At 46.0% G+C, this 26,893-nt stretch carries 21 protein-coding genes; 7 read left to right on the forward strand and 14 right to left on the reverse strand.

From position 1 onward, the window contains the following. Positions 1-177: 177 nt before the first annotated feature. A complete protein-coding gene (locus RA156_RS12100; protein WP_306640370.1) occupies positions 178-1,950 on the reverse strand; it encodes a MutS-related protein in 1,773 nt (590 codons plus the stop codon). Positions 1,951-2,074: 124 nt separating this feature from the next. On the opposite strand from RA156_RS12100, the gene RA156_RS12105 reads away from it, so the two are divergent. Together RA156_RS12105 and RA156_RS12110 are read left to right on the forward strand one after the other, a co-directional pair. Further along, a complete protein-coding gene (locus RA156_RS12105) occupies positions 2,075-2,539 on the forward strand; it encodes a MarR family winged helix-turn-helix transcriptional regulator (protein ID WP_306640371.1) in 465 nt (154 codons plus the stop codon). 40 nt (positions 2,540-2,579) lie between these two features. After that, complete coding sequence (locus RA156_RS12110) at positions 2,580-3,194, forward strand: YceI family protein (protein WP_306640372.1); 615 nt, start codon at positions 2,580-2,582, stop codon at positions 3,192-3,194. A 51-nt stretch (positions 3,195-3,245) separates the two neighbouring features. On the opposite strand, the gene RA156_RS12115 is transcribed toward RA156_RS12110, so the two are convergent. The 4 genes from RA156_RS12115 to RA156_RS12130 are packed head-to-tail and all read right to left on the reverse strand — an operon-like array spanning position 3,246 to position 5,459. Then, on the reverse strand, positions 3,246-4,061 hold the full coding sequence (locus RA156_RS12115; RefSeq protein ID WP_306640373.1) for an outer membrane beta-barrel protein: 816 nt from the start codon (positions 4,059-4,061) through the stop codon (positions 3,246-3,248). Continuing rightward, positions 3,989-4,321, reverse strand: coding sequence for a hypothetical protein (locus RA156_RS12120; RefSeq protein WP_306640375.1), 333 nt, complete (start codon positions 4,319-4,321; stop codon positions 3,989-3,991). Before RA156_RS12120 ends, RA156_RS12115 begins: the two co-directional genes overlap by 73 nt. Further along, positions 4,318-4,902: a nitroreductase family protein gene (locus tag RA156_RS12125; RefSeq protein WP_306640377.1), complete on the reverse strand. Its 585-nt coding sequence runs from the start codon at positions 4,900-4,902 to the stop codon at positions 4,318-4,320. Before RA156_RS12125 ends, RA156_RS12120 begins: the two co-directional genes overlap by 4 nt. Beyond that, the gene (locus RA156_RS12130; protein WP_306640379.1) at positions 4,899-5,459 is read right to left on the reverse strand and encodes a thioredoxin family protein; all 561 of its coding nucleotides are present in this window, start codon (positions 5,457-5,459) and stop codon (positions 4,899-4,901) included. The genes RA156_RS12125 and RA156_RS12130 overlap by 4 nt, the downstream gene beginning before the upstream one ends. Positions 5,460-5,548: 89 nt before the next feature. On the opposite strand from RA156_RS12130, the gene RA156_RS12135 reads away from it, so the two are divergent. From RA156_RS12135 to RA156_RS12145, 3 genes are read left to right on the forward strand one after another with little or no spacing between them, the layout of a single operon-like run. Beyond that, the gene (locus tag RA156_RS12135; protein WP_306640380.1) at positions 5,549-7,294 is read left to right on the forward strand and encodes a hypothetical protein; all 1,746 of its coding nucleotides are present in this window, start codon (positions 5,549-5,551) and stop codon (positions 7,292-7,294) included. Next, entirely contained in the window at positions 7,291-8,052 is a 762-nt protein-coding gene (locus RA156_RS12140) for an SDR family NAD(P)-dependent oxidoreductase (protein ID WP_306640382.1), read from the forward strand. Before RA156_RS12135 ends, RA156_RS12140 begins: the two co-directional genes overlap by 4 nt. Before the next feature lie 7 nt (positions 8,053-8,059). Beyond that, positions 8,060-9,421, forward strand: coding sequence for a M20/M25/M40 family metallo-hydrolase (locus RA156_RS12145; RefSeq protein ID WP_306640383.1), 1,362 nt, complete (start codon positions 8,060-8,062; stop codon positions 9,419-9,421). Positions 9,422-9,468: 47 nt separating this feature from the next. On the opposite strand, the gene RA156_RS12150 is transcribed toward RA156_RS12145, so the two are convergent. The 5 genes from RA156_RS12150 to RA156_RS12170 all read right to left on the reverse strand — a co-directional run bounded on the left by RA156_RS12150 (position 9,469) and on the right by RA156_RS12170 (position 19,795). Beyond that, positions 9,469-9,891: a hypothetical protein gene (locus tag RA156_RS12150; protein ID WP_306640385.1), complete on the reverse strand. Its 423-nt coding sequence runs from the start codon at positions 9,889-9,891 to the stop codon at positions 9,469-9,471. Positions 9,892-9,997: 106 nt separating this feature from the next. Next, positions 9,998-10,903, reverse strand: coding sequence for a hypothetical protein (locus RA156_RS12155; protein ID WP_306640387.1), 906 nt, complete (start codon positions 10,901-10,903; stop codon positions 9,998-10,000). A gap of 334 nt (positions 10,904-11,237) precedes the next feature. After that, positions 11,238-12,137 (reverse strand): hypothetical protein, encoded by a 900-nt coding sequence (locus RA156_RS12160; protein ID WP_306640389.1) that lies wholly within the window; start codon positions 12,135-12,137, stop codon positions 11,238-11,240. A gap of 89 nt (positions 12,138-12,226) precedes the next feature. Further along, complete coding sequence (locus tag RA156_RS12165) at positions 12,227-15,649, reverse strand: T9SS type A sorting domain-containing protein (protein WP_306640391.1); 3,423 nt, start codon at positions 15,647-15,649, stop codon at positions 12,227-12,229. 78 nt (positions 15,650-15,727) lie between these two features. Beyond that, on the reverse strand, positions 15,728-19,795 hold the full coding sequence (locus RA156_RS12170; protein WP_306640393.1) for a hypothetical protein: 4,068 nt from the start codon (positions 19,793-19,795) through the stop codon (positions 15,728-15,730). 422 nt (positions 19,796-20,217) lie between these two features. On the opposite strand from RA156_RS12170, the gene RA156_RS12175 reads away from it, so the two are divergent. Beyond that, positions 20,218-22,479, forward strand: a complete 2,262-nt coding sequence (locus RA156_RS12175; protein ID WP_306640395.1) for a CotH kinase family protein — start codon at positions 20,218-20,220, stop codon at positions 22,477-22,479. Position 22,480: 1 nt separating this feature from the next. Here RA156_RS12175 and RA156_RS12180 read toward each other — a convergent pair whose 3' ends face one another. From RA156_RS12180 to RA156_RS12195, 4 genes are read right to left on the reverse strand one after another with little or no spacing between them, the layout of a single operon-like run. Next, on the reverse strand, positions 22,481-22,957 hold the full coding sequence (locus RA156_RS12180) for a hypothetical protein (protein WP_306640396.1): 477 nt from the start codon (positions 22,955-22,957) through the stop codon (positions 22,481-22,483). Positions 22,958-22,977: 20 nt separating this feature from the next. Beyond that, complete coding sequence (locus tag RA156_RS12185; protein ID WP_306640398.1) at positions 22,978-23,544, reverse strand: hypothetical protein; 567 nt, start codon at positions 23,542-23,544, stop codon at positions 22,978-22,980. Then, positions 23,541-24,080 (reverse strand): exosortase X, encoded by a 540-nt coding sequence (gene xrtX / locus RA156_RS12190; protein ID WP_306640400.1) that lies wholly within the window; start codon positions 24,078-24,080, stop codon positions 23,541-23,543. Before xrtX ends, RA156_RS12185 begins: the two co-directional genes overlap by 4 nt. After that, positions 24,080-24,298 carry a PID-CTERM protein-sorting domain-containing protein gene (locus tag RA156_RS12195; protein ID WP_306640401.1) on the reverse strand — a complete coding sequence of 73 codons (219 nt, stop codon included), beginning with the start codon at positions 24,296-24,298 and terminating at the stop codon, positions 24,080-24,082. Before RA156_RS12195 ends, xrtX begins: the two co-directional genes overlap by 1 nt. A gap of 129 nt (positions 24,299-24,427) precedes the next feature. Here RA156_RS12195 and RA156_RS12200 point away from each other — a divergent pair, with 129 nt between their 5' ends. Beyond that, complete coding sequence (locus RA156_RS12200; protein WP_306640402.1) at positions 24,428-26,860, forward strand: polysaccharide biosynthesis tyrosine autokinase; 2,433 nt, start codon at positions 24,428-24,430, stop codon at positions 26,858-26,860. Positions 26,861-26,893: the final 33 nt, after the last annotated feature.

Here is a 26,893-nt window from a genome sequence, read left to right on the forward strand (position 1 = left end):
ATTTATCGGAAGCCTCGCTTCAATTAGAATTTGAACAAAATATCTGGCACCAAGAAATAGGTGCTTTAAGTAAAGAGCTCGTTGTTACAATTCGAGGTTAGGTCCTCTTCTTTCGAACTCAGAAATTACGAAGCAACGTTAGACCAAATTTTGAAAATGTACAATAGTGCTTTGAGATTAATCAATCAGTCCCATAGAGCGCATGAGCCATGTGGCATTCATGGTGTCACATACTCCGGAACGCATGCGGTAGTCAAAGGTGAGGTCTTCCCCTTTCACCTCGCTTGCGAAATGGTGATTCTCAATTTGAGCGGGGTAAGATTGCTCAAGGGTGGTCAATGAAACATCGTGCGTTGCAACGACCACACGTACATTGCGCTGAAGCAGTTTTTCGATGAAGGCACGTGAACCCTGTTCTTTGTCAAGGGAATTCGTTCCCTTGAGGATCTCATCTAACAAGGCGAAGGTGCATTGATCTTCATTGATGGTTTCCACCAGTCGATTCAACCGCTTGAGCTCAGCCATGAAGTAAGACGTACCACTATCTAAAGCATCTTCAGTGCGCATTGAGGTGAATAGTTGGAGATCACCTAGTTTAAACGAGCTACCCAAAACTGGCGCTCCTATCTGAGCGAGCAAAACAGACAATCCCACTGTGCGGAGGTAGGTACTCTTACCCGCCATATTCGCTCCGGTGATTAGCTCCACTTTCTTCTCGTTTGTGAGCGAGAGATCATTCGCTACCACCTTCTTGAATGCGAGTAAGGGGTGAATTAAGGCCTCCCCTTCAACTTCCGCGCTAGCGTTTGATTCTGGCCAACAAATCAAACCTTCGTGATTACGCGCAAAGGTTCCCAAAGAAACGAGGAGTTCATATTCTGAAAGTGAGTTCAGCCAGTCTTGAAATTCCTTGCCGTATGTATTCTTCCACTTCGTGACCAACCAAGCGTTCCTCAACTCCGCTAAGTACAACGCGTTGGTTACAATGGATGCGAAGATGTTGTTTCGTTGATCGTAAGCAGAAAGGATAGTCGCTAGCCTTCTTGATGCAGCCTCGGCTTGCGTCAGCTCTTCTCTGATCTTCGTACTTCGTGTATCCGAAGTAGTACCGGCACATACTTCCGCAATGAGATCAGCCAGCTGTTCCAGTGATTTGCCTTGCTTGCCCAATTCCTGGTAGATGTGATTGGTGTGTTTGAGGTTCGCACCAACGAGTCCTAAGGGAAGCATCAAGCCGAGAATACACATGTTCACGGAAATCACCGAAAGACTTGCTAGAATAATGAGCGCCACGCTATATGCTGGAACCAAATATAGAAAAGGCTTCACCCATTGGAAGCTACGCGTCTGCTTCTCTCCTAACCACGTCATCAGCGAATCCAAGGTGGACGCTTTGATGTCTAATTGAGAAGCAGAGGCAATCACCGCAATGCGATGTTCATCTTCTTTACTCAACGACTTCGCCGCTTCTTGCCACTCAGCCATTTCCTTTGGCTTCACCGGAGCGTTGAGCAATTGCTGTCGTACACGTCGGATACCTCCCGGGGAGAACGCACGATTCAACACTTGATACAGTGAATTCGATCCGAACACATCTAAGTCATGTGCATAATTGTGTTCAGGAGGTGGTGCCTGTCCGCCATCAAATGATGAAAGGTCACCGGCTAACATTTCGAGCTCTCGAGAAGACATACGTTTCCGCGCTAGCGCCTTATCACGTAAAAACCGCGCCTTGCCATGGGCTCGAATCAACAGGAGAAAGGCAATTAATGTAGCCAGCATAGGAAGCATCATCCATTCAGAAATAGTGAATGCGAGGTAAATGAACCCTACAAAACCAAAGAATGATAAAAGGCGAAGTGTTACGATGAGATTCGTTCTCACCTTCAGTTGATCTCCCTTCTTCCCTTCTTCTTTCTGTATGCTGTCGTACGCTTCCGCTGCTTTCATGCGGCAAAGATAGGTGGTCTTATTGGCGAAAGGATCAAAAAATACATGGTAGGTATCCAATCCTTAAACATCTATTAACACATTTAATGTAGGTACATCTATTGTGTTGACATATATTTGTGGCGTGAAAATTGAAGACGCAATACAGCAAAAGGAGTTTCAGAACGAATATGTGAAGCTTGCGATTAACTTGATGTACACCTCAAGTTCATTGAATGTGCATCAACAGCGCTACTTTCGCCAGTTTGGCCTGACAGTTCCACAATACAACATACTTCGTATCCTGCGAGGCCAGAAAGAGAACCCTATCGGGGTGAACAACCTTGGCGGACGCATGATCGATCAGACTTCAAACACTTCTAGGCTAGTTGAAAAACTCAGGATTAAAGGACTCGTCGACCGTCAAGTGTGTGAGAGCGACCGTAGGCAAGCGGAAGTTCGAATCACGCAAAAAGGGTTAGATCTCTTAGAGGCGATCGACGTGACCATCTCTGATGTTGACAACCTATTTAAAGGATTAAACAAAGAAGAGGCAGCTCAATTAAATGGCCTCCTCGATAAACTTCGAAGCGGAGACGCTTTTCAATAATCAAATACGAAACAACACAACCCCCTCGAAAACAAACGACATGAAAAAGATCGTACTAACACTCGCAGTGGCTCTTATGAGCACATTCGCATTCGCAACAGGCGGAGAAGGCGAAGGAGAATCAACAACGTTGAAGGTAGTTACTAATGAAAGTACTCTAAACTGGGTAGGTGAAAAAGTAACTGGCTCACACATGGGAACGCTGAATATCCGTGAAGGCATTGTGGTTCTTGATCAGGGAATGATCGATAAAGCAATGATCTCTATCGACATGAGCTCTATCACTGTTACTGACGAAGGAATGGATGATGAAACAAAGGCGAACCTTAAAGGACACCTTGCTTCTGCTGACTTCTTCAACGTAGCTGAGCACGAAACTGCAGACTTCAAATTGACTTCATTCGCTCCATACAAAGGAGAAGGTGGGAACTACATGGTGAAAGGTCAATTGACAATTAAAGGAATTACACAGCCAATCGAGTTCCCAGTGAACGCGACAATGAAAGATGACATGGTAACTGTAACAGCTGATTTGACTTTCGACCGTTCGAAGTTCGATATCCGCTACGGTTCAGATTCATTCTTCGACAACCTTGGAGATAAGGTGATCTACGACGACGTGAAGGTTTCTTTCACGCTTGTAGCTCGCAAATAATATATCTGGTTTTGGTAGTAAGAGGCCTCCTTCGGGAGGCCTTTTTTTTTGCTACCGTTTTCGCCGGTCAGGATCTTCGTGGAAGAAATACCTCAAGTCTAAAGTGAGGTAGTTCCCAGACAACTCACCAAACTCACGGAGGATGGCTTCATTCCAAAAGAACTTTGCCTCTCCTATGGCCATGTTTGAAAATGGTTGGTGGTAGGTAACGCCTAAATAGAAATAGCCTTGGTCTTTGGTGCGCCATTCAAATCCATAATTCGCTTGAACGGCCATTTGCAGCCAGCTATTTCTGGAAGTGAATTGTTCAAAGTCGTAAAAGGTTGAATCCTGTTGAAGGCTTCCCGCAGAAAAGGTGTTGCTCGGATACATATCAAGCGACAATCCACCGCTGGCATTCATCCAAAGGTGTTCACCTAGTTGAACGTAGTAAAGGGCCTGAATGGGGATCTCGTAGCCTACGAAAGCGAAATCAATCTCTCCCGATACTCCTTCCTCCACTGCTTCCATCGAAAGGTTATAGTTCCGACGAACTAGGTTGATTCCACTTTCAATCGAGAAATTCTGGGTGAATCCATAGCGAACCACCATTCCAAAGTTCAATGATACCTTGGGGGTCCAGGTTGCAATCAGCTCCTCTCCTTCTTGCGTGACCGGTCCGAAGTCAACGAATTCATTTGGAATCAGCGGACGAAATTGAACACCAAAAGTAGCCACTCCTTCTTGGGCGTTCGCTACGGTAGAAAGGAAAAGCGAGAATGAAAAGAAGAATGATAACGAGAGCGCGAGTCTTCTTAGCCTTGGGCCTTGAAGAAGCCGATAAAGGCCAATGCAATCATCAATGCTACGAACAGCAAGAGTGCCCATCTTCCAACGGCGCTTGGAATGAATGGCTTTCGGTATTTCGCATGAATCATGTTGTTGCACCATAACGCATCTTTGAAGTGATCTTTATGAATACCGAAATAAACGGTAATATCCTGCTCAACTCCTTCAGAATCTCTTTCAAAAGTAACGTTTCTACTCGCTAAGAGCTCCGCAAACTCATTGGCAATGTCTTCATCGAAAAAGCGGAAGACATAATACCGATTGTCGGCTGGATGCTCTTCGTAATTGATCAGTTTCATTCAGTGATCCATTCGCTCACATATTCGAGCGGTTTGCGGTGGCTGGTTGGCCATTCATCTTCTGGGTAGCCCATGTAGAAGATCCCTAAACATTGCCCCTTCTCAGACAAGTTCAAGAAGTCAGCCATCTCACGGGTGTAGACGAATTTCGGCGACGACCAGAATCCTCCAATGCCGTATGCCGTGCATGTAAGGTACATGTTCTGTACTCCACAGGCTACCGCTTCAATTTCTTCAATTTCAGGAATGCGAGGGTTTTCACCTGGCTCCACACAAATCATCACCATCACAGACAAGGTCTCGCAACGGTTCTTGATCTTCTCGTACTTCTTCTCAGAGAAGTCATCTCCAGAGAATGACTTGTAGAGTTCCGGAAGGAAGTCAGCAAGCTTCTTCATTCCTTCATCCATGAACACTTTGAATCGCCAAGGTTGGGTCATTCCGTGATTCGGAGCCCAAGTGGCGTTGGTCAAAATATTCTCTACGATTTCGCGGTGTACTTTACGTCCGCTGTATTTTTCAGGAGAGATGGAACGGCGATTCTTGATCACTTCGTTCACCTCGCTCAAGTTGTATTTCATTCTTTCCACTTAATGTTACACCCCATGCTTGGGCGTTGTCCTTCGGCTGGCACAGTCTCCCCTTTCTCAAGTAAATCCAATACTTCTCGCATGGCTTCACCCGTCACAGGAATCCCACTTCCAGGCCTTGAAGCATCCAATTCTCCGCGATAAACGCAGTTGTCATCAGCATCAAACACACTGAAATCAGGAGTACAAGCTGCATCGTATGCCTTTGCTACTTCTTGTGACTCATCGTACAAATAATGGAAAGGAAAGTTCAATTCCTCTGCCATCGCCGCCATCTCCGCTGGACCATCCTGAGGGTAATTCTCCACATCATTCGAGCTGATTGCTACGAAGCCGAACCCTCTGTCTTTGTAGTCATTGGCTAGCTCCACCAATGCTTCTCGCACATGAATCACATAAGGACAATGGTTACAAATAAACATCACCACCGTTCCCTTCGATCCGCGAATGTCTCGGTAGTAAATTTCTTTTCCTTGCATGACCTCTGGCAAAGCAAAATGAGGTGCTTTATAACCCAAAGGAATCTGAGTGGTGTATGTTCTCGCCATGCGTCAAAGGTACGTTTAGATCAAAAAACTTCAGACTTATTTGTGATCATTTGAACTTTAGGAAGGGTATAGTTTTTGTTACTTTCCCCATGATGCCCAACTGCCGTCATATTCTTGTTGCCTTCGTGCTGTTTTTCACCCTATCGGGTGGAACGCTATTCGCTTCTTCAGGCAGCCATATAACAGCAGATGACTCTACAGAATGGGCTGTTTGGGGTGATACCCAGGCCTTTCTCCTCAAATTCGAACGACTGGTCGATGATACGCTCGTCTTACATGGAGATTTTCTTGCCTCGTTTGAAGGTAGACTCATCATGGAAGGGTCGTTTCAAAAAGGCCGGAAAAATGGTCGGTGGAAGCATTACGACATGAACTCTGAGATGCTCACAGCTGAAGGTCAGTATGTGGCAGGCCTCCGTCACAATGTATGGACCTTCTATACCGCCACCGGACAGAAGAAAGCACAGAAGCGCTATTACTATGGAGAGCTAAAAGGCCAACTCATCAGTTGGTACAACAACGGAAACGCCCGAATGCAAGGAATTCTGGAGAATGACTCCACCTTGCAAAGCCTTGATTTCTTCTACGCCAACGGTGACACCGCCTTGCACCGCGACTTCAGATGGAATGAAGATGGACTTTTAGAGGTAAATCATCGCTCCTACTACAAGACGGGCCCTCGCTACGAGAACTATGGATATCTCATAGACACCAAAAGCCCTACGATTCAACGGCAGCTCAACTTTTACAAAGACCCGCTCGATGTTGTCTTCGGCTCAGACCCTGTCAATGATCCACGCCTAGAAAAAGACCCATACCTGCTTGATGGAAGCTACCGTCGTTATCATGACTCTGGTTACCTCTGGGAACACTTGAGTTATGACAAAGGCCTGCTTTTCGAGCACTATGAAGCGAGCGATCAATGGGGTAAACCTCAAGATAAAGGAGATCTTGTGGACGGCACCGGTCAACGCATAGCTTACCACCGAGGTGGAGACACCGCGTTAATCGCTAACTATGTGAATGGCGTTTTGCACGGACCAATTATGACCTACGAAGAACAGAACCGTAAGTCATACCAAGGAAATTACAAGGAAGGTGAACGTCATGGAGAATGGAAAATCTACGACATCGAAGAACGGTTAAAAGTCGTCTGTGATTTTCAAGGCGATACAGCCTTCTTCTCTGAAACTAGACGAGGAGATATCATTGACTATCGCGGAATGTACATCAATGGTGTGCTTGAAGGCCCGTGGTTGACCTTTGATTATTACGGAGACACCCTCCGGTTCAACAACTATCAGCGAGGTCGTTTAGAAGGAGAGTTCAGAGAGTATAGAAGCGAATCACTCTACAAGAGCGGTTTCTACTCCAAAGGTGTGCCCACCGGGGTTTGGAACACCTACAACGTTCGCCAGAAAATCACCTGGACAGATAGCATCCCTCCAGTAACCTACGGTAAGCTTTTGGAACCTCAGAACCAACTCCTTACCGGACCCAAGATCGTCTCGGATTTCCGATTCAAACCAGCGGTCACTTACCCTGCCATGCCTGATTTCATGACCTTTCCTACCACGCAGAAAATCGGAGATAAATTCTTCGAAGTGCGCATAGAGGTCGGGAAGAAACTTCGAAGTGGAGAGGTGGTCTTTCTGGTCACCGTTGAAGACACCGGTCATGTGACTGGCATCGAAAGTATTAAATTCAACCGCCCGGAGTTCTACGAGTATGCACTCGGAGTACTTCAGCAATTACCGTTTATGTATCCAATGCAGTTTGAAGGGGTTCCTCGCAACTCAAAACAACGAATTGCATTCACTTTTAAGGAATTATGAAAACCATCATCATCACTGGAGCTGGCACTGGAATGGGGGCAGCAACAGCGGTTCAACTTGCTAAATCAGGCTACGCTCTTATCCTGATCGGAAGACGTCAAGATAAACTAGACCAAACGCTGCAAGCATGTGATAATCCCTCTGCCCATGCAGCAGTGAGTGCTGACATCACCGACCCTGAGAGTTTCAAAGCAGCTTTAAACAAGGCCAATGTACATGATCGAGAGATTTATGGTCTTTTCGCTAATGCGGGAATCGGAGGTGAAAACGCCTATGGTGAAGGTGACCGATGGTCGCAGATCATGGACATCAATCTCAATGGCACTTACATTTCGATTATGGAGACGCTTCCTTACCTGCGTAAAAGCTCAGCTCCATTCAAACACATTTTAATCACCTCTTCATGCCTCGCTCGCTTCGGTGTGCCGAACTACACGGCCTACTGCACGAGCAAAGCTGGCCTTCTCGGACTGACGCGAAGTCTTGCAGTGGAATTAGCATCTGAGCGCATTCTAGTTAACGCATTGACTCCAGGATGGGTGGAAACAGAGATGGCACAACAAGGCATTCAATTGCTCGCTGACCGCGGCAATCGTCCTTATGAAGATGAGTACAAAGACCAGATGGGCTACGTACCACTCGGAAGAATGAGCGACCCTTCAGACATCGCCACCTTTGTAGATTTCTTAATGTCTGAAAAACAAACTAGTATTACAGGACAGGGCCTTGACATCAACAACGGCTCTTGGATGCAATGATCTTCCTATGAAACTGACCTTCACGCTATTTTTTGCTTTCGGAGTTTTCCTCTCCTCAGGGCAACAGATGAATCAAGATTCTGTTATGGTTCGTCAGATTTATGATGAAGTTTTGGCTAACGCCGAAGCACATGACAACCTCCATTACTTGTGTAAGGAGATTGGACATCGCTTGAGTGGCTCACCACAATTGGAAGATGCCATTTACTGGGGGAAAGAGCTTCTAGAAAACTATGGAGCAGACAATGTGTTCTTGCAACCGGTCATGGTTCCTAAATGGACCAGAGGCGAACAAGAAACAGCGCACATGCATGTGGGGGAAGAAGCGGAACGCATTCGCATCACAGCACTTGGAGGAAGCATTGGTACTGGAGGCACAATCAAAGCACCAGTCATTGAAGTAAAATATCTAGAAGATCTAGACACCTTGGGCCGAGAAGCGGTGGAAGGGAAAATTGTGCTCTTCAATCGTCCAATGGATCCGCTACTGATTAACACGGGCATGGCCTATGGCGGTGCTTACGACCAACGATCATACGGAGCAAGTAAGGCAGCTGAATACGGAGCTGTTGGAGCCTTGGTTCGCTCGCTCACGCACGCCGTTGACACTTTCCCTCACACGGGAGCAATGCGCTACCAGGAAGACATCCCACGTATTCCTGCAGCAGGTATTAGCACGGTAGACGCTCGAAAGATTAAACTTGCCCTCAAAGAAGGAAAGGAAGTAGAGGTCAGCATGAACATGAATTGTGTTGCCTACGATGATGTAGAGCAGTTCAATGTGATTGCAGAGATCAAAGGTTCTGAGTTCCCAGATGAATACATCGTTGTGGGAGGTCACCTTGACTCGTGGGACATTGGTGAAGGAGCGCATGACGATGGAGCCGGTATCGTTCAATCCATTGAAGTGCTGCGCACACTGAAAGCGTTGGATTATAAGCCAAAACGCACCATTCGCGTGGTACTCTTCATTAATGAGGAGAACGGGAACAATGGAGGAAAGACTTATGCTGCGGTAGCCAAAGACCAAAGCGACTTCCATTTCGCAGCGATTGAAAGTGATTCTGGCGGATTCTCGCCACGAGGCTTCAGCATCGAAGGAGATGACGAAGGCTACGACGCGTTGAAAGAATGGGTAAGTATTCTTGAGCCATACGGTATTCACGTGGCTCGCCGTGGATGGAGTGGTGTGGATATTCGTCCACTTAAGAATGATGAGGTATTGCTCTTCGGGTTAGTACCAGACAACCAACGTTATTTCGACTACCACCACTCAAACAACGACATCTGGGAAAATGTCAACCGTCGAGAGCTGCACCTTGGGGCTGCGAGTATGGCGAGTTTGGTTTATTTCTTGGATAATCTTTAATCCGGCGTCCGGCATCCGGCGTCTGGCGTCCGTGGGACTCGGTTTATTTACCTGACGTTGATGGTGACTGGAGGGGTGATTAGCTCTTCTTGATTTAATCTGAGTGGGTACACCATGACTTCGTAGGTGTAAGGCGATCGGAGTTCTTTGATCGTGCTTAGTGGAAGTTCTGCAGAAACTGTGTTGACCATAAATGGATCTTGCAGACCTGAAGGATCTACGAAATACCACGACCATTCATCTTCATAAGGTGCATCTGTTTCAATCTTCAGGCTATCGTTTAACCGCCAGATTTGATCTTCGGAAGTTGTTGCTACCTGTGCGTGGTATCGCTCTACGTCATATTCTGCTTCCCATACGAACGTTCTTGTCTCTTGTTGAGCGATCGATTCCGCGCTAGCGAAAACAATCGTTAGAGGAAGAATGAGAGTGAGAATTAGAATGAGAGTGAGAGGACGAATTTGTTGCATAGTGCAAGGTATGAAAGTGGTATTCATCCTTTATCGCATATGTATAACGAAAGAAGAAAAGGGGGCCGTTGCCCCCTTTCCAACAACCAACAATTAAGCTACCGTGTTAAGAACAGGTTTGCCCAAAAGCGCCTAAGAACTCTAAGAGATCTCCAGCATTTACAGTACCATCTGAGTTAATATCTGCAGGACAAGCATTTTCGAATTCGAAGAGGCATGAGCCATTATCGATGGATGCTTGATCATTAAAATTAGATGCGCCGAGGTAAGTACAACCTTGGCATGAAGTGTATTCACAGGCCCCACATACTGCGATGTTAGCTGTGGGATCATAGTTGCATGCAACGGGTTCTGTGCATCCTATCACACATGCTGCGTTGCCAACTGTGAACGTTAAATAGTCGTTGAGCGAAACGACATCACCTGTGAGATTCACTTCATTGGCGCCCTCCAGCGTCCAAGAAAGCTCACCTTCAGTGGTAAATTGACCGAGGAGGACTCGATTATTATCTCCTGTGGGCATTCCAGGGGGAGACATTACAGGAACAAACCACATACCTTCACTTAAAATGAAGCTACTCCCCCCGAGAGGGAGTCCAAAAGAATTATCGAACGCATCTGGATCAGGACCTGGAAACCACTGCACTAGTGCTGCACCTGGTGCCTCTTGATTTTCTGCCCCAATGGTCACCCAAGAATCGGCTTCGAGATACGGTAAGGCACCATATTGTCCTTGGCTTATCATGGCTGGGGTGATAAACCCCATTTCATCATTAAAGAAGCTTGTTGTTGTAGAAATATCTACTGGATGACAACCGTCTACAGCGAATACACCTTCGACGAAATCCGCGGGTGATGTCATTTCTGCATATACCCGGAAAGTGATCGTACCATCAGGCTGAAGAGACTCTGGATTGGTAAACGTATAGGGTTCTACAACCACTTGCTGGAATTGCGCCGCACTCCAGAGCGAGCAGCTCAATGCCGCTAACAGGAACATTAACTTATTCATTGGTCTTTGGTTTTGATTTGGTTTAGTAGGCTTCAGCAATTCTTGGATTGCGTTATCCCGACTCAAAACCTGCTCTTGAACGGTAGTTCGTTTGCAGACCTATGACGATTGTTAATGAAATGTTTCTTTTAAAAGCGACCTAAAGTATGTTTAGAACCGCCTCTTCTTTTGGTTGGTTAACTCGAACGAAGATCAGGGTTCTTACCAAGGAAATGCTTGTTAATGAGTATTCGGTTTGAACTCTTGAGAATTTGGTCAGTTTCTATCCGAAAAATCTCAGGAACAAAAAAGGCCTCCATGGGAGACCTCTTTATGAATACTATATGCTGTTTGCTTATTGCCTTATCGCCTCAAAAATTCCTCGATTCGCCACTTTAGGATGTTTTCCAAGAATCAGTTGATTCTCTTGAAGTAGGAAATCAAGGTACTCATCACTAACAAAGTTCTTTCCCTTTTTTTGTTTGGGTTCCTCAACGAAGAAAACAAGACCTCGCACCAAATCGTAGAGATAAAACGCAACGGTTTCATTGCCTTGACCATCTTTAATGACCTGTCTATCCAGGTACATGATTTGTGCTTTTGGATTCTTTCTCGCTGCAATTGCGAGTTTTTCTGTCATGATTCCCATTCGCTGACGACGTTCACCTTCAAAACCAGCTCTTTGGGTTCTTGGGCTCGCATCTGCAGAGTCGATCACCGCTTGAAACCCAGTTGCAAACCATTCTTTGTCTTCGTAGCGTGCCCAATAATCGTCATAAGAATCCATACGTGCAGCCACATTTAGCAGACGGCGACCTGAAATCAGATAGGTCTCGAGCATTCGTGTTCTCGTTTTTGCACTATCAAGTTGAAGCGCGAAAGTCAATTTAACGTCTTCAGGGATATCGTTATAGTATGGTTCTTCATTGATAAGGCGGGCTGTCTTTTTGCCTCCTTTAAATCCGACCAGTTGCCAAGCTGTGGTGTCGAGATTGGGTTCCAATGAAAAGAACACAAAGGATGTGTCACTCACAATCTTTTCGAATTGATAAGATTCCGAACGGAAAATGATTCGGCTAGAGAAGGCATCGAATAGAATCTCCTTCTGTTTATCGTCTAGTAATGAATCTGCCCCACAGAAATAAACCAGCTTCGATGGGTCAGATAGATTGGCGGCATTGTAGTTCACAGTTTGTGCGACGCCTAGGTTTGTGATCAGTACAGTGATCAGGGATAGAAAGAAAGCTTTAGTCATGAGAATATATTTCGTGATCTCAGGTGCAAAAGTTAAGCCAAAAAAAAGAAGGCCCCATGTGGGGCCTTCCTTATATGATAAGTAAGGGATTACTTAACGATCTGTAGACGCTCAGTCATTACGTTAGTTCCCGCGATAACGCGAACTGTGTAAAGACCAGACGTGAACTCAGACATTGAAGTCTGGATAGTAAGGTTTGCACCTGTAGCAGCGATCTGCTCAGCACGTACAAGCTTACCAGTTGCATCCAGAACTTCGATAGAAACTACCTCAGACTCGATACCTGAAACGTTGATTGTCACGTTGTCACCGTTTGATGGGTTAGGGTAGATAGCAAGATCACCCATTTCAACAACGTCAAGACGCTCAGCGTCGTCAGCAAGAACTACAGGAGATTCGATCTCTCCAACGATACCAGCAGGGCCGATGATCGAAAGAAGTTCAACTCCACCGTAGTTAGTAGCCGCTCCGTTAGAGAATTCTGGCTTCACGCGTACTTCGTAAACTGCTCCTTCAACAAGACCAGCAACGTCGCTAATACGCATGTAACGGTTAGAAGCTCCACGTAGGTGGATGATAGGAAGCTGAGATCCGTCAGTGTTAACGAATTCCCAAGTCCAATCAACAACACCACAAACGTAAGGAGTAGCTGCGATGTAATCACCTAGGAAGTGAGGACCGTAGTTAGCCTGGTTGTCAGACTCACGTAGAGCTGCCAATGGCTGATCGTTCACTTCTAGAGTACATGGCTCGTCGTTCTCAACTTCGATAGATTCAGTGTTACCGTCTCCACGAGTAAGATCGAATACAGAGTTGATAGAAACATCGTAGATGTCTCCCCAACCTAGGTCAGCGATATCAGAAAGAACAACGAATGTGTTCGGTCCACCTGCCTGGTACTGGTAAGCTGATCCATCACCTTGAGAAGTCAAGTTGAAGATGTAATCATCAGCACCAACCCAGTCAGCCTTGAAGATATCACATAGATCGTATGGTCCAGGACCGTAATCACAACGTGTATCAGGAATAGACTGAGCACAGATATCGAACAATGCAGGGCCTGCAACGTCGAAGTAAGGAGCAACACGTACGAAGTAAGTGTCACCAGCTGTCAAGTTTCCGATGTTTAGTACCTCACCACCGTTCACGAAGACAACGTCTTCAACGTCAAGTGGGTTGTTACCAGCATCCTGAAGCTCGATCAATGCATCGAAATCAGCAGTGTTTACTTCTAGACGTACACCTGATGTCATAGGTACGAATGAGTACCATAGGTCAAGACCAGCACCACTTGTGAAAGCAGTAGCTTCAGGAGCCTGTACAGTTGCACCAGCGATGTCTTCACCAACGTATCCGTTACAAGAACCTAGCGCTTCCATAGAAAGAGCAAAGGCAAGTGATGGAAGGTCGTTTAGACATGGAGCAGCGATACAAGAACCATCGTCAAGCGTTGCAGCAGGATCGAAGTTACATGCAGTAGCATCAGTACATCCAAGTACAGGACAAGATCCAGTGTTACCTACGTCAACGAAATCAGTACCAGTGTTGTCACCGTCTCCGATTGGAGCGCTGTCAAGCTCGACGTTTCCGATAGATGAACCACCTACAGAGAAATCGATGTTTGCACCGTTCCATCCGTCACCGAATGAATCGAACATGTCGATCTGGTAACATCCAGCAGGAAGACATAGTGAGAATGAACCGTCATTTCCAGTTCCAGAGTATACTACGTTCGCACCGCTATCAACGATATCGAAAGATACCTCACCTGGGAATCCACCTCCGTCAACAGTTACGTCAACAAGGATGTCGTTACAAACGATACAAGATCCATCATCTACAGTCGCAAGTGGGTCGTAGTTAGAAGCCAATGGATCAGTACATCCAAGAACAGCAGCAACACCACAGTATACGTTGTAATCTAGTTCAGTTTGTGAACCTGAAGCACAGCTAACTGAAACGTCAGAGTTGATTTCAATTGTGATTGCACCAGTAGTCGAAACTGCGATTACTCCAGAAACGTCTCCGTCTCCAGTGAACAATACTGCACCTCCGTTTCCAACACCATCGTAGATAGTGATGTCATCGAAGTTTGTTTCGAAAGAACCAGCAAGAATCTCGATGATTACTTCATCACCAGCGTTCGCTGCTGTGTATACAAACTGAGTTGATTCGTTAGAATCGTAGCAGTACTGGAAGTTATCTGGAGTAGTTGGAGCACAAGTAGGAACGATACAAGAACCGTCATCTACAGAAGCACCAGCGTCGAAGTTGATCGCGTTAGGATCAGTACATCCGTTAGAACAAGCAGCTTCGTCGATATCAACCTGAAGGTCGAACGTACCAGAAGCACCGTTGTAACCATCTACCATTACGTAGTATGTAGTGTTAGCAGCTAGGTCACCACAAGCGAATGAAAGACCTGCCATGAAGTCAGTCAAATCATCGTTTGCAGCTACTAGGTTACCACCACAAGCATCGAAGATAGCCATCTGCGTATCATCAACGTCACCGGTTTCAGTTGTGTATACGTCAACTACTGCAGGGTTTGCAGGAGTAGTGAACGAGTACCATAGGTCGTTATCTACGTCAGTTTCGAATGAACACCATCCGTCAGTAGAAGAACAAGAACCTAGTCCGTTAGTACCAGCTGGGATTGTTAGGATCTCAGGAGTACCACAAGCGTTAGTGTTATCAACAGTCACAGCAACACCTGATGTAAGAGCGATAGCTCCAGAACAGTTATCGTTTGCCGCAGCAGCGATACATGTACCGTCATCAGCAGTAGCTAGTGGATCGAAGTTACAAGCAGTTGGATCAGTACATCCAGGAATCGCGTTAGGGAAAGTCAAAGTGCTTTCAACTGACTCGAATCCAGTCTGTGAACCAGCTCCAGAACATGCAGCATCGTAAACGTAATCAACACGTCCAGCAGCCTGGTCACCACCTACGAATACCTGTAGGTTGATGTTGAATGAAAGGTCACCATCAGTAGTGAACTGTCCAAGAAGAACTCGGTTGTTAACTCCTGTTGGAAGTGCAGACGCAGATGTTGGTAGTGTAAACCACGCACCGTCGTCCATCAATAGGTTAGCTCCTGGATCAGTGTTTACAGAACCTGTGAATGGATCAGCAGGAACAGTAGAAGCCTGACCGATGTCAGCAGCTCCAGGCTGTGTTGAGTTGTCAACACCGATTGTTACCCATGAGTCAGCCTCAATCGTTGGGAATACTGCAAAGAATGCTGGGTTGATCCCTGATGGGTTAATTCCACCCAAAGCATCATTGAAGAAATCCGTAGTAGTAGATACGTCAAGTGGGTGACACTGATCGATCGCGAATACCGCAGATACGATGTCAGATGCATCTCCCATCTCAGCGTAGATGCGGTAGATTGGCTCACCTACACCACCGAAAGCCGGAGTGTATTCTTCCACAACGATCTGGTTTAGCTGAGCAAAGCTCATCAGACCGGTGCATACTGCCGCACAGAACAATAATAACTTTTTCATAGTGCTAGAATATATAGTTAATAAAGGAAAATGGGAGGGCACAAGGCCCTTGGCCCTCCCATTTATTTTTGGTTAATCTTAACAAGTTGTACCGAAGGCACCTAGGAACTGAAGAAGGTCAGCCGCGTTAACGATACCATCTTCGTTCAAGTCTTCAGGACAAGGGTTTGCAGTGTCGAACAAACATGAACCGTCGTCAATTCCAGCGGCCATATCGTAGTTCGTTGCATCTGGGTAAGTACATCCTAGACATGAGCTGTATTCACAAGCTTCACATACTGGAATGTTTACTGCAGGATCGTAGTTACAAGCAACAGGCTCAGCACATCCTGATACACAAGCACCAGCTCCAAGAGAGAATGTGATGAAGTCTTCAGCTGTAGCTACACCACCGAAGATTGGTCCTTCGTTAGCTCCTAGTAGAGTCCAACCGATCTCTCCGTCGAACGTACCACCACCAGCAACGATGTAGTAACAATCATCAGTAAGACATAGTACGTCTGTACCAACAGATACACCGTCACCGTCTTGAGCAGAATCAAGGTCACCAGAAGCGATCAATGTTCCGTCTACAGAGTAGATTTCGTAAACTGCTCCGTTCCATCCGTCACCGAATGAATCAGTCATTTGGATCGTCAAACAGTTATCGAAACAACAAGATCCGTCTTCGATAGTCGCAGTAGCGTCGAAGTTACAAGCAGCTGGATCTGTACATCCTGCACATGATAGGAATTCACAAGATCCGTCTTCGTCAGTCGCTAGAGGATCGAAGTTACAAGCACCTGGATCAGTACATCCACATACTGCAGCACCAATCACGAAGCTGAATTCACCAGCTCCACCAGAAACAATAGAAGCACCGAATTCGTCAACGATGTCGAATGAAATCTCACCGTCGAATGTTCCACCACCAATTGTAAGAACGTAACATCCGTCCTGTAGACATAGTAGGTCGAATCCGCTATCAGCACCACCAGCGTTATCCTGGTCAACTGTGAATAGAGCGTTGTCTAGATCTCCAGTAGCAACAGGAGTTCCGTCACCTAGAGAGATGTCGTAAGTTGCACCGTTCCATCCGTCACCGAATGAATCAGCCATGTTGAACTGAACTGGTGTTCCAGGTCCACCTGCACAAGTATCAGAGAAGAAGTCACAAGAACCGTCTTCGATGTTTGCAGCAGGATCGTAGTTGTAAGCAACTGGGTTAGTACATCCAAGTACTACAGGAGCACAAGTTACGTCTAGGTTGAACGCACCCCAATCTGGAGTCAATGGATCTCCATCAACGTCTTGGTGAGCGATGTATACGTAGTAGTTTGCACCAGCTACAGAGATGAACTGAACTTCAGCATCATCCTGATCGAAGAATCCACAAGGGATAAATCCGTCAACTGCAGAAGCGAATGCTAGAGGGTCTTGAGCGTCAGCAACACAAGTGAAAGGACCTGCACAATCAGCAGCTTCCCATACAGTGATCTTAGAATCGATAACAGATCCACAAGTAGATAGAGTTACAAGGTCACCAGTACCAGTGAAGTTGTACCATACACCAGCTCCTGGAGCAGCGTCACAAGGAAGAAGTGTTGGAGCACCAGTAGCAGTAGCACCACCTGTAGAACCAACGTAAGACATGTTACACATAATTACTTCAGCGTTCGCACACTCATCGTTCGCAGGAACAACACCTGTGAAGTCACATGAACCATCGTCGTCTGTTGCTGTAGGATCGTAGTTGTTCGCAGCAGCATCAGTACATCCGAAGATCACACCTGATACAGTGATTGTGTAATCACCACATCCTGATGGGTCAGTTGTGAATACAGCGAAGATGTAGTCTGTGTTTGGAGCAAGTGTCAAGAAGTCACCTACGTCACCAGCACACTGTCCTGTAACAAGACATCCAGCGATATCATCAAGCGTGTTACAATCTCCGTCGTAGATCATCAAACCGATTTCAGAACCTGAATCGTTTGTTACGTCGAAGAAGAATGAATCGAATGTTCCAGAGTTAGCTGAGTAGAATACGTCGTATGCAGTACCGAATCCAGCCGCGAAGTTTGGCGCGTCAGATGGGTTAGCACAACAGATAGATCCAGAGATAGAAGAACCATCAGTTGGAAGTGGAATAGCGTTCGCACAGTCGTCGTTCGTAGGAACTCCTGGACATGGCTGACAAGTAGCGTCAAGCGTGAAGTCAATTCCAACTCCAGCACCGAACTCAGAAACTAGGATGTAGTAATCGTTACCAGTCTGAGCAGTGAATGCCAACTCAGAAAGGAATCCACCACCTGCACATCCGTCATCGTTTGCACCAACACAAACTAGGTTGTTACAATCAGGAGCTGCAGCGTATACGTGGATCTTTGTGTCACCACCAGCTGAAGCACAAGTAGAAAGAATCACCTGCTCATCAGCAGCTGCGTTGAATACATACCATACACCTGGTGAAGTAACGTCGATACCGCTACAACCACCACCACCGATCAATCCTTCGTTGTCAGAAGAGTTGATAGTAGTACCAGCTACAGAAAGACCACAAGTGATCGCTTCCGCTGAACATACATCGTTGTTTGCTGGAGGGAATACACAAGAACCATCATCAACACCTGCGTTAGGGTCGTAGTTGATCGCTGCAGGGTCAGTACATCCTTCGAAAGGACATCCACCAGTGAATCCGAAGTCAATTCCTTGACCTAGTACAGGACCACCTGAACCGTAGTTGTTTCCAAGCTGATCAGAGAAAGACCAACCTACTTCACCTGGGAATGTTCCGTCAGTTACAGAAAGGATGTAACATCCTGGAGCAACACAGAACTGATCCGTACCAACAGACACACCGTCACCGATCTGTGCGTTGTCAAGATCACCAGTAGAGATAGTCGTCAAACCATCTTCAGTAGTCAACGTGTAAAGTGCACCGTTCCATCCGTCACCGAATGAATCAGTCATATCGAAGAACGCAAGAACTTCACCAGCTGCACAGAATACACAAGATCCGTCATCGATAGTCGCTGCTGGATCGAAGTTAGCTGCAGTTGGGTCAGTACATCCTGCACATGATAGGAAGTCACAACCGAAGTCAAAGTCAGCAGCTGCGTCGAAGTTACAAGCTGCAGGGTCAGTACATCCAGGAGTACATCCTGTACCGATAGATAGAAGTTCAGAACCAACTGATTCTCCGTCACCATCAGTAGCAGTATCTAGGTCACCTGACAAGATAACACCACCAGCATCAGAGAATGAGTACGTCGCTCCGTTCCATCCGTCACCGAATGAATCAGTCATTCCGTAAATGTAACATCCGTCTAGTAGACATAGGTCAAATGATCCTGCACCACCTGCAGCAACCAATGCACCTGTTCCGTCAGTGATTGTCCAACCGATCTCTCCGTCGAAAGTACCACCTCCAACTACTAGAGAAACACAGTTGTCGAAACAACAAGATCCGTCGTCGATAGTCGCAACAGCAGAGAAGTTACATGCAGCAGCATCTAGACATCCGTAACAAGAGTAATCACATGAACCATCGTCAAGCGTTGCCGCTGGATCGAAGTTACATGCTGGTGTTGCACCGTCAGTACAACCTGCACAAGAAACGTACTCACAAGAACCATCGTCAACGTTAGCCGCTGGATCGAAGTTACATGCTGGAGTCGCTCCATCAGTACATCCTGGTACTGGAGCTGCACATGTCAAAGACACTTCATAAGTACCTTCAGCAGCACCGAATCCACCAACTACGATGTAGTAAGTAGTACCAAGTGCAGAAGTGAAATCTACAGTAGAACGAAGCCCGCTAAATGCACAAGCTGAATCGTCGTTTCCTGTAACACATGTGTAAGCACCACAAGCTCCTGTGTAAACGTGAAGCTTAGTGTCATAGTTAGAGCCAGCGTTACAAGTAGTAACGTTGACAAGGTCTCCTGTACCAGCGAACTCGTACCAGTGTGCACCACCAGTTCCGATCGTTGTAATACAATCAGGCCCATCGTTTACCGACGCACCTACTGTTGAGCCAAGCACGATATCGCCACAAGCGATTGGTAGAGCATTGGCACAACCGTCCTGTGCGGTCGCATTGCCTGTCCATAGAGCCATGATGGCTACAAAGAGGACTGAAGCAACTTTCGTAAAAGTTTTCTTCATCTGTTTTGGTTTTGGTTAATAAACATTATCTGTCAGGGTTCATTCCCTTCGACTCCCACTTCTGGGTTAAGTCCATAATAACGCTAGGGGATTAAGCAGTAGCCAACAGCCGTGCCAATCCCTCAATGAATAGTTAACTTTCTGAAATACAACAATTTAAATCCATCCCATCTTTCAGATGATCGTCCCAACATTGGAATTTTTTTCCCGATTTGGGTCGATTTTCGTACAGTTAGCTGGGCATTCGCCCATCAAAATTCACTTTTAGCGTCCTAAATTTATCAAACATTCACATACATCTCCAAATAATTCCGAAAATTTGACCTCTAAATGTGCTTTATCTCTGGATTTTAAGCCTTTATCGAAGGAATCCATAAATTCCACGAGATTAACATAGAGTTCATCTAAACCTATGTCCCATTGTGAAACTTTATAATCCTAACGTTCTCCTCACATTCATCATAGGTACACTGTGGCTATTGCTCACGCCCATAGCCACTTACTCCCAACTGCGCATCTCCACTGTTTGTGCTTCCAATCAACACCAATCTGCAGCAGATAGCTCATATTATGACTACATAGTCTTCCATAACCACAGCGAAGCTGTCATAGACCTCTCCACTTTCACCGTTGGCGTTGGCAATGAAAAGCACCTCATTACCAATCCGCCTCAACTCTTGCCCAACGACTCCAGTATAATATGGTGCGCAGGCAAAAAAGTTGAACTCGCACAGGCACACATTAAAAACAAGCTTCCTAAGAGCGGTGGACGAATCACGCTCACAACAGATCTTGATACTATTCAAGAAGTCACCTACCCCCCACTCTTCCAAAACGAAGTACTCCACATAAAAGAAAACGGGGCTTTCTATTTAGTCAACTCACCACAAGAGCACGCTGAAAGACTTACATATATATATACGCATGGCAGCATCGATTCTCTCGGCGTGCAAAATGACTCGGCTCCATTCGTCAAAGCTTCGCCACCGAATATACCCGTCAGATACCCCGAGATAGAATCTTATTTACCGACACACACGATCGACGTAATCAGCATCGTTGCTGACCCACTTGAACTCTCTGGTTGGTTTGGCATCAATAAGAAGCCACATGATCAACAACGTATTGCCTGTCGTTTCGAAATCCCTAATCGTGATTTCTCTTCTGCGGGGCAATTAATGGTGCACGCGCCAAACCAGAACCAACAGCGCTCTTACCGCATTACGGCAAAAGCAGCCCATGGACCAGCTACTTTTCACCACTCACTATTCCCAAATAAAGAGATTGATGAAATCAACAGCTTTGTGCTACGTACAGGAGGTGATGACGGAATTAACACAGGTGGACTTGGGCTACGCGACCTTCTCGCAACACAGATTGCCTTGGCTGTTAACCCTGATTTAATCAGAAGTGCAGGTACTCCGACAATTACATATCTCAATGGTGAGTACTATGGTATACATAATCTAAGGGCACGATTTGACCAAGACTACTTGAAGGCACACGGTGATTTTGATCTATATATTGAACGTGACGCCAAATCGCACTCCACCTATATTTATGGTGGCGAACAAGATTCTATCGCCTGGCATCAACTCGACATGCTTGCTCATGACATCCTTTCAGGTGAGCGATTACCTCAAGAAATGACTCGTCACTTCGAATCCGACCAAATCATTGACTACTTCATTTTGGAGATTTACAGCGGCAATCAAGATTGGCTCACCAACAACATGCGCTTCGTTCGTGACGCCAATACCAAACGCTGGCGTCCGATCGTGAATGATCTCGATTGGGGATTTGGACGATTCAACAACTTCCCTTCAGGTAAGAGCCATTGGAATGCACTCGAATTCTCCCTCTCTCCTACCGCAGGCTGGGATGACCATCAACCGAGCAATACGTTTTTTCGTGCAATGATGATGGACCAACGTCTGCACAAACAATTCATTGACCGGTTCGTCTTTCTGCTAAATACGAGTCTCCACCACAAACAGGTCATCACTAAGCTTGACTCTCTGCACCGCTTGATTGCGCCAGAACTTCCGGAGCATTTCTTAAAATGGGAAATCAATGCAGATGACTACGAAGAAGAACTAGATAGAGCAAAGGCATGGATCTACCATCGACATCAACACCTACTTGACCACCTTGCTTCATATCAGCAGAATAAAATGATTGAGTATACTGTGCTCGCTAGCGCGGAACGGCATAGCCTTCAATACAATGGCCATGTTACCCCAAGGATCAACTTTGCTGCTGCAGCGAACGATTCCGTGCATTTTGAGTTGGACCTTGCTGAAAACCTCAAACTTCTGGGATGGAGCATCAAACTTGATTCAGACGCTCCTGAACTTAGCTCAACGGATCCTTCAATCACGGTTGTTTCTGATACCAATACCGCGATCGCCCCTTTACTCTTACCCAAAGATCTGCTCAAGAATCCTGAGCGATTCCGCGTTAGCGTGAAGTACTATACCATGGATGAGCTGTGGACAGGAATGAGCGAAGTAAAGACGAGGCGAATCCTATGCATTAACGAACAAAAACCCGGAACAGGACCTCGTTGCGCTTTCACACCTAAAAAAATGGCCCTGGTAGGAAATACGGGATACCCGAAAGATTACATTGTGGTCGTAGAGAAATTCAGGAAAGAACTTCGATTTCACTTCTTTGTGAACTAGCTCACCACATACTTTGGTGCCAGCTTTCTTCAAATGACTGTTCCCATGAGCTGCGCAATTCATTCAAATCTTTTGCAAGGGTGTTGTACACCTGAGTTTCGGCAGTAACGATTCCTGCTTTGCGCTTCGCCCAAAAATCATGCATACGATCTTCTTGGAGCCCCTCCGAGCCTCCCCAAACAATGAGGGTACGATCAAAGAAATCAATACCCAGTTCTCTTCCGAGGTTTTGAATGAGATGTACACTAGAGTCAATGGAACAACCAGTGGCCGCTTGTTGCCTTTCATCAACCGCAAGAATCAACCATCGCTGATTTCGAATTTCAAATCCAGCAGCTAAATCACTCCCATGCGCTTGCCACTGAGAAACAAATTGCTCCATCACCTTCGAAATAGCGGCAGTCTGTTCAACTGTCAGTTCCTTGTTTGACTGATAAACCCAAACACGGGCATGTCCTGGAAGTCGATCTAAATTCATAGGTCAAAGGTAGTACTCAATTATGATTCTACTTTCCGCTGTTCTTCAAATCTAGCCGCTAAGGGAATTAGTAGAATAAGAAGAATGGCAGGCATCGGACTTTGCATAAAGCCCAAGATCTTTCTCGAAATGTTATAGGAAGGAACATCCATCCCTATCAACTTCCCACCAACTAAGAATATACCTGCTAGCACAAAGCTCACGATGTATAACATAGGTAAGAAGCGCTTCGCTTGTTTCCGCTGTTTTTCTTCGCTAGCACGGAAATACATTCGCAGGAACAAGACGTTAAGCGCAAAATGGACTACAATAAAAACCACTGCGAGTCCCCATTTCAGCTTAGACAACTGGCCTAGAGATAAATGGTGCAGCCAATCAATGGGACGATGGCTGTAGTAATAGTCGAAAGGAGCATCTATGCGATGGTCTTCCATCCACTGCTTGCGCTGTTCGTAGGTACCGTTGTAAAAGCCTGGAACGTTCGATGTCTGCTCGAGGTAGTAATTCACGTTTACCTTGACCATTTCCTGAACGAAGCCCAGAACAATAAAGACCGGGATGATCGTGAACGCGAGCCATCTTTTCATGTTTTCTCCGTTTTACCAAGCGGAGAAAAACGCTGAATCCAGATATACCAAAGCAGGAATACGAAGGCATACACGATAATCGTGAAGGTGTAATCGTGATTAAACTCCAGCAAATCAGGGTTCACATCCACAATGATCGCTAGTGCTACTACACGAAGAACATTAATGAAATGAATCGACGCTATGCCCAAAGGAGCAAACCAGAGTTTGTGCTTGATTGGTCCGGGAAAAGCAAGAATGAAAGTCGCGAACAATGCGAACAAAATCACACCATCACATGGCTCACCAATGGTTACTCCTGGAGAACCAAGGATACCAACATGACGCATCCATTCGAAACGTGTGTAGGGCGTTAAATCATACCCCAGGAATTCGAGAAAGAACTCGGTTCCAAAAACAATTTGATTGACAACCCATTCATCAAGATGAGTGTATGGGCGTAGGAAAAACTCATAGGTAATGTACCACAGCAAATAAACTACTGCGCCTACAACAAGAAATCGCAACAGAGGATTATCTCTGAGCTTCTGTATCATCAACCTTTACGGTGGATATCGTAAGCCTTCTTCCCACCTAGAGCCAACCCAGCTGCTACGAGCAGGCTTACACCTCCATCGATTGGACATACTGCACCGAACGGCCCATCACAAGGTGAACCCCCGTCGTCAGGGAATGGCGCATCCTGGCCAAACATGATCATTGGAAGAACCAAAAGAACAATAGAGAGAATACCGGCTAGCCACGTAGTTTTCATGAATATTGGTGTTTAGAACTGCGTAAATTTCAGTTGGTGCGAAGTTACATAAATAGATTTCTAGATGAAATACATTTATAAGCGAAATGAACTCTGGATCGCATTCTTATATTTGTGCCGGTTACACCTATGGCGGAGAACAAAGCTTCATTCATTGATCCGGAGGATCTACGGCCGATTTTCAAGTTTATTGGAAAGAACTGGCTGCTCATGCTGTTATTTCCGGTGATCGCCTACATTGGCGCGAACCTCTACACGCACCGACTTCCGGACATTTTCGCAGCAAAGGCAGAGATCCTTCTGCGTTCCCAAGAGACTTATGACTACCAAAGTCAGATCTACAGCAACGTAGGTTATTACACGCTTCTTGCAGATGTGACCAACCAACAGCGTGTGATATCTTCATACGATATCATTAGCTCTACGCTAGAAAAGCTTGATTACCAGATTTCATATTACACCGTTGGACGTGTAAAAACGGCTCCGGTAGATCACTTCAGAAATCTTCAGATTCATCTAGAGAGGAACGACCCTTCGTTGTACAACATCCCAATTTCAATTCGAGTATTGAATTTGGACGAGTACGCGGTCAGCTTTGAAATGGCTGGAAAACAGATCACCCGTACCTACCGCTTTGGCGATCGTGTTGAAGAGAATGAATACACATTCACGGTCAATAAGACGGACCTTGTGAATGAGGCAACGATTGCCGGCCTACAAGAGCGTGATTTCCAGATCAAGATTCACCGTCATGATTGGCTTGTCAACAAGTACAAGCGTGCCATGAACATTGAGAACGTTGAGTACACGAGTATCCTCAACATTCAGGTGGAAGACGAAGTACCGGATCGTGCGAAGAAATTCCTTGATACGCTTTCCACGGTTTACATTGACTACACGCAGAAAACGCGAGTAGATGTAAACGAGAATACTCAGAAGTACATCGACAAACAGCTTGATGAGCTGGAGTGGATTATGGACTCATTGGAATACATGTTGCAGGATTTCCGAGATCGCAACCGTATTCTTGACTTGAATAAAGAGCAGAACTCTTACTTCAAAAGCTTGATTGAACTTGATGGAGAGAAGCGAAAGTTAGAGCTTCGACTCGAGTCAATGAACGCCATGGAGGAGTTCATTCGTCAAGGTTTTGACGAGGCTGTGCTTCCTCCTTCCTTCTACATGTTTGAAGAAGACCAGTTGTTGCAGCAACAGGTGAATCAACTATTCCAACTGAAGGTTGAACGAACCGAAAAGCTGAACACCTATAAACCGGAAAACTTCAACATTGTCACGCTAGACAGCTTGATTAATGTTGTCAAACTCAGCATCTACAAATACACCACTGACACGCGAGTCGCGGTGTTGAGTAAAATATCCGATGTCAACGGCCAAATTGGTCGACTCGAGCTGAAGCTAAAAGAGATTCCAAAATCGATGCGCGATGTACTGGGTATCGATCGTAAGCTGAAAGTAAACGAGAGCCTTTACATCTTCCTTTTGGAGAAAAAGGCCAATACGGTGATTGCCCGTGCAGCTATCCTGCCTGAAGCATCACTCGTGGAGGAGGCGCGAGTCATTGGGGTCGTCGGACCGAACAAAGAACGAACGATCTATCTCGCTGTAGGGATTGGTCTAGGTTTAGCCGTATTGATCGGTTTTGTTCGTCTTGTATTCTTCGAGCACATCGAGAACATTCGAGAGATCAAGCAAATGACCCGTCTTCCGGTCATTGGTGGAGTTCCGAACTACACTGAGATCATGAGCGACCCAATCGCGATCTTGAGTGCTCCGCGATCGAATGTCTCCGAGGCCTTCCGAGCCATACGAACGAACCTGCAATACCTTCTTCAGGAAGAAGGACCAAAAGTACTCTTGGTTACTTCCCTTCACCCTGGTGAGGGTAAGACCTTTACTTCTACCAACCTCGCTTCGGTAATCGCCAAAGCAGGGAAGAAAGTAATGCTCCTTGACTTCGATATGCACAAACCGAAAGTCCACAAGACCTTCGGGCTAGAGAACGTTGCCGGAGTTTCAACCATTCTTATTGGTAAGACGGATCTCGCCTCATGTACGATCCAAACGCAGATTGAAAACCTTGAAGTGATCACGGCTGGTCCAGTACCTCCAAATGCCTCGGAACTTGTATTGAGTAAGAAGGTTGATGAGTTGCTTGATGACTTGAAAGAAACCCACGATTTCATCGTAGTGGATACCCCTCCATTGATGTTGATTAGCGATTCGCTTGTCCTCATGAATAAGGTAGATACCGGAATCTTTGTGATGAATACAGAAAAGGCGACGAAACAAGGTATTCGCTACCTAGAAGATGTCTTAGGTCAAAATAACCTCACGCACGTGTCTGTCTTGCTGAATAACATCAAGCAGAAGAAGTGGAAGTACTACTATGGTAAGTACGCTTACCGTTACGGTTATGGCTACGGTTACGGCTATGGTTATGGCTACGGATACGGTTATGGCTACGGCGGTGAAGACGGCAATGGCAACGGCGGTTATGGTAGCGAGGAGAGCTCAGAACATAAGCGTAGGAAAAAGCGCTAACTTTTTCGAGCCATTGACTGACAAATTGACCAT

Origin of the sequence: Sanyastnella coralliicola, from assembly GCF_030845195.1 — a bacterium.
In the GTDB taxonomy this organism is placed as follows: Bacteria; Bacteroidota; Bacteroidia; order Flavobacteriales_D; family Sanyastnellaceae; genus Sanyastnella; species Sanyastnella coralliicola.

Bases quoted from the DNA above. Each gene is read 5' to 3' on its own strand.
- RA156_RS12170 (WP_306640393.1), bottom strand. From the start codon at position 19,795: ATGAAGAAAACTTTTACGAAAGTTGCTTCAGTCCTCTTTGTAGCCATC.
- RA156_RS12155 (WP_306640387.1), bottom strand. From the start codon at position 10,903: ATGAATAAGTTAATGTTCCTGTTAGCGGCATTGAGCTGCTCGCTCTGG.
- RA156_RS12200 (WP_306640402.1), top strand. From the start codon at position 24,428: ATGGCGGAGAACAAAGCTTCATTCATTGATCCGGAGGATCTACGGCCG.
- RA156_RS12160 (WP_306640389.1), bottom strand. From the start codon at position 12,137: ATGACTAAAGCTTTCTTTCTATCCCTGATCACTGTACTGATCACAAAC.
- RA156_RS12110 (WP_306640372.1), top strand. From the start codon at position 2,580: ATGAAAAAGATCGTACTAACACTCGCAGTGGCTCTTATGAGCACATTC.
- RA156_RS12150 (WP_306640385.1), bottom strand. From the start codon at position 9,891: ATGCAACAAATTCGTCCTCTCACTCTCATTCTAATTCTCACTCTCATT.
- RA156_RS12180 (WP_306640396.1), bottom strand. From the start codon at position 22,957: ATGAATTTAGATCGACTTCCAGGACATGCCCGTGTTTGGGTTTATCAG.
- RA156_RS12115 (WP_306640373.1), bottom strand. From the start codon at position 4,061: ATGGGCACTCTTGCTGTTCGTAGCATTGATGATTGCATTGGCCTTTAT.
- xrtX (WP_306640400.1), bottom strand. From the start codon at position 24,080: ATGATACAGAAGCTCAGAGATAATCCTCTGTTGCGATTTCTTGTTGTA.
- RA156_RS12195 (WP_306640401.1), bottom strand. From the start codon at position 24,298: ATGAAAACTACGTGGCTAGCCGGTATTCTCTCTATTGTTCTTTTGGTT.
- RA156_RS12100 (WP_306640370.1), bottom strand. From the start codon at position 1,950: ATGAAAGCAGCGGAAGCGTACGACAGCATACAGAAAGAAGAAGGGAAG.
- RA156_RS12185 (WP_306640398.1), bottom strand. From the start codon at position 23,544: ATGAAAAGATGGCTCGCGTTCACGATCATCCCGGTCTTTATTGTTCTG.
- RA156_RS12120 (WP_306640375.1), bottom strand. From the start codon at position 4,321: ATGAAACTGATCAATTACGAAGAGCATCCAGCCGACAATCGGTATTAT.
- RA156_RS12140 (WP_306640382.1), top strand. From the start codon at position 7,291: ATGAAAACCATCATCATCACTGGAGCTGGCACTGGAATGGGGGCAGCA.
- RA156_RS12145 (WP_306640383.1), top strand. From the start codon at position 8,060: ATGAAACTGACCTTCACGCTATTTTTTGCTTTCGGAGTTTTCCTCTCC.
- RA156_RS12130 (WP_306640379.1), bottom strand. From the start codon at position 5,459: ATGGCGAGAACATACACCACTCAGATTCCTTTGGGTTATAAAGCACCT.
- RA156_RS12125 (WP_306640377.1), bottom strand. From the start codon at position 4,902: ATGAAATACAACTTGAGCGAGGTGAACGAAGTGATCAAGAATCGCCGT.
- RA156_RS12135 (WP_306640380.1), top strand. From the start codon at position 5,549: ATGATGCCCAACTGCCGTCATATTCTTGTTGCCTTCGTGCTGTTTTTC.
- RA156_RS12165 (WP_306640391.1), bottom strand. From the start codon at position 15,649: ATGAAAAAGTTATTATTGTTCTGTGCGGCAGTATGCACCGGTCTGATG.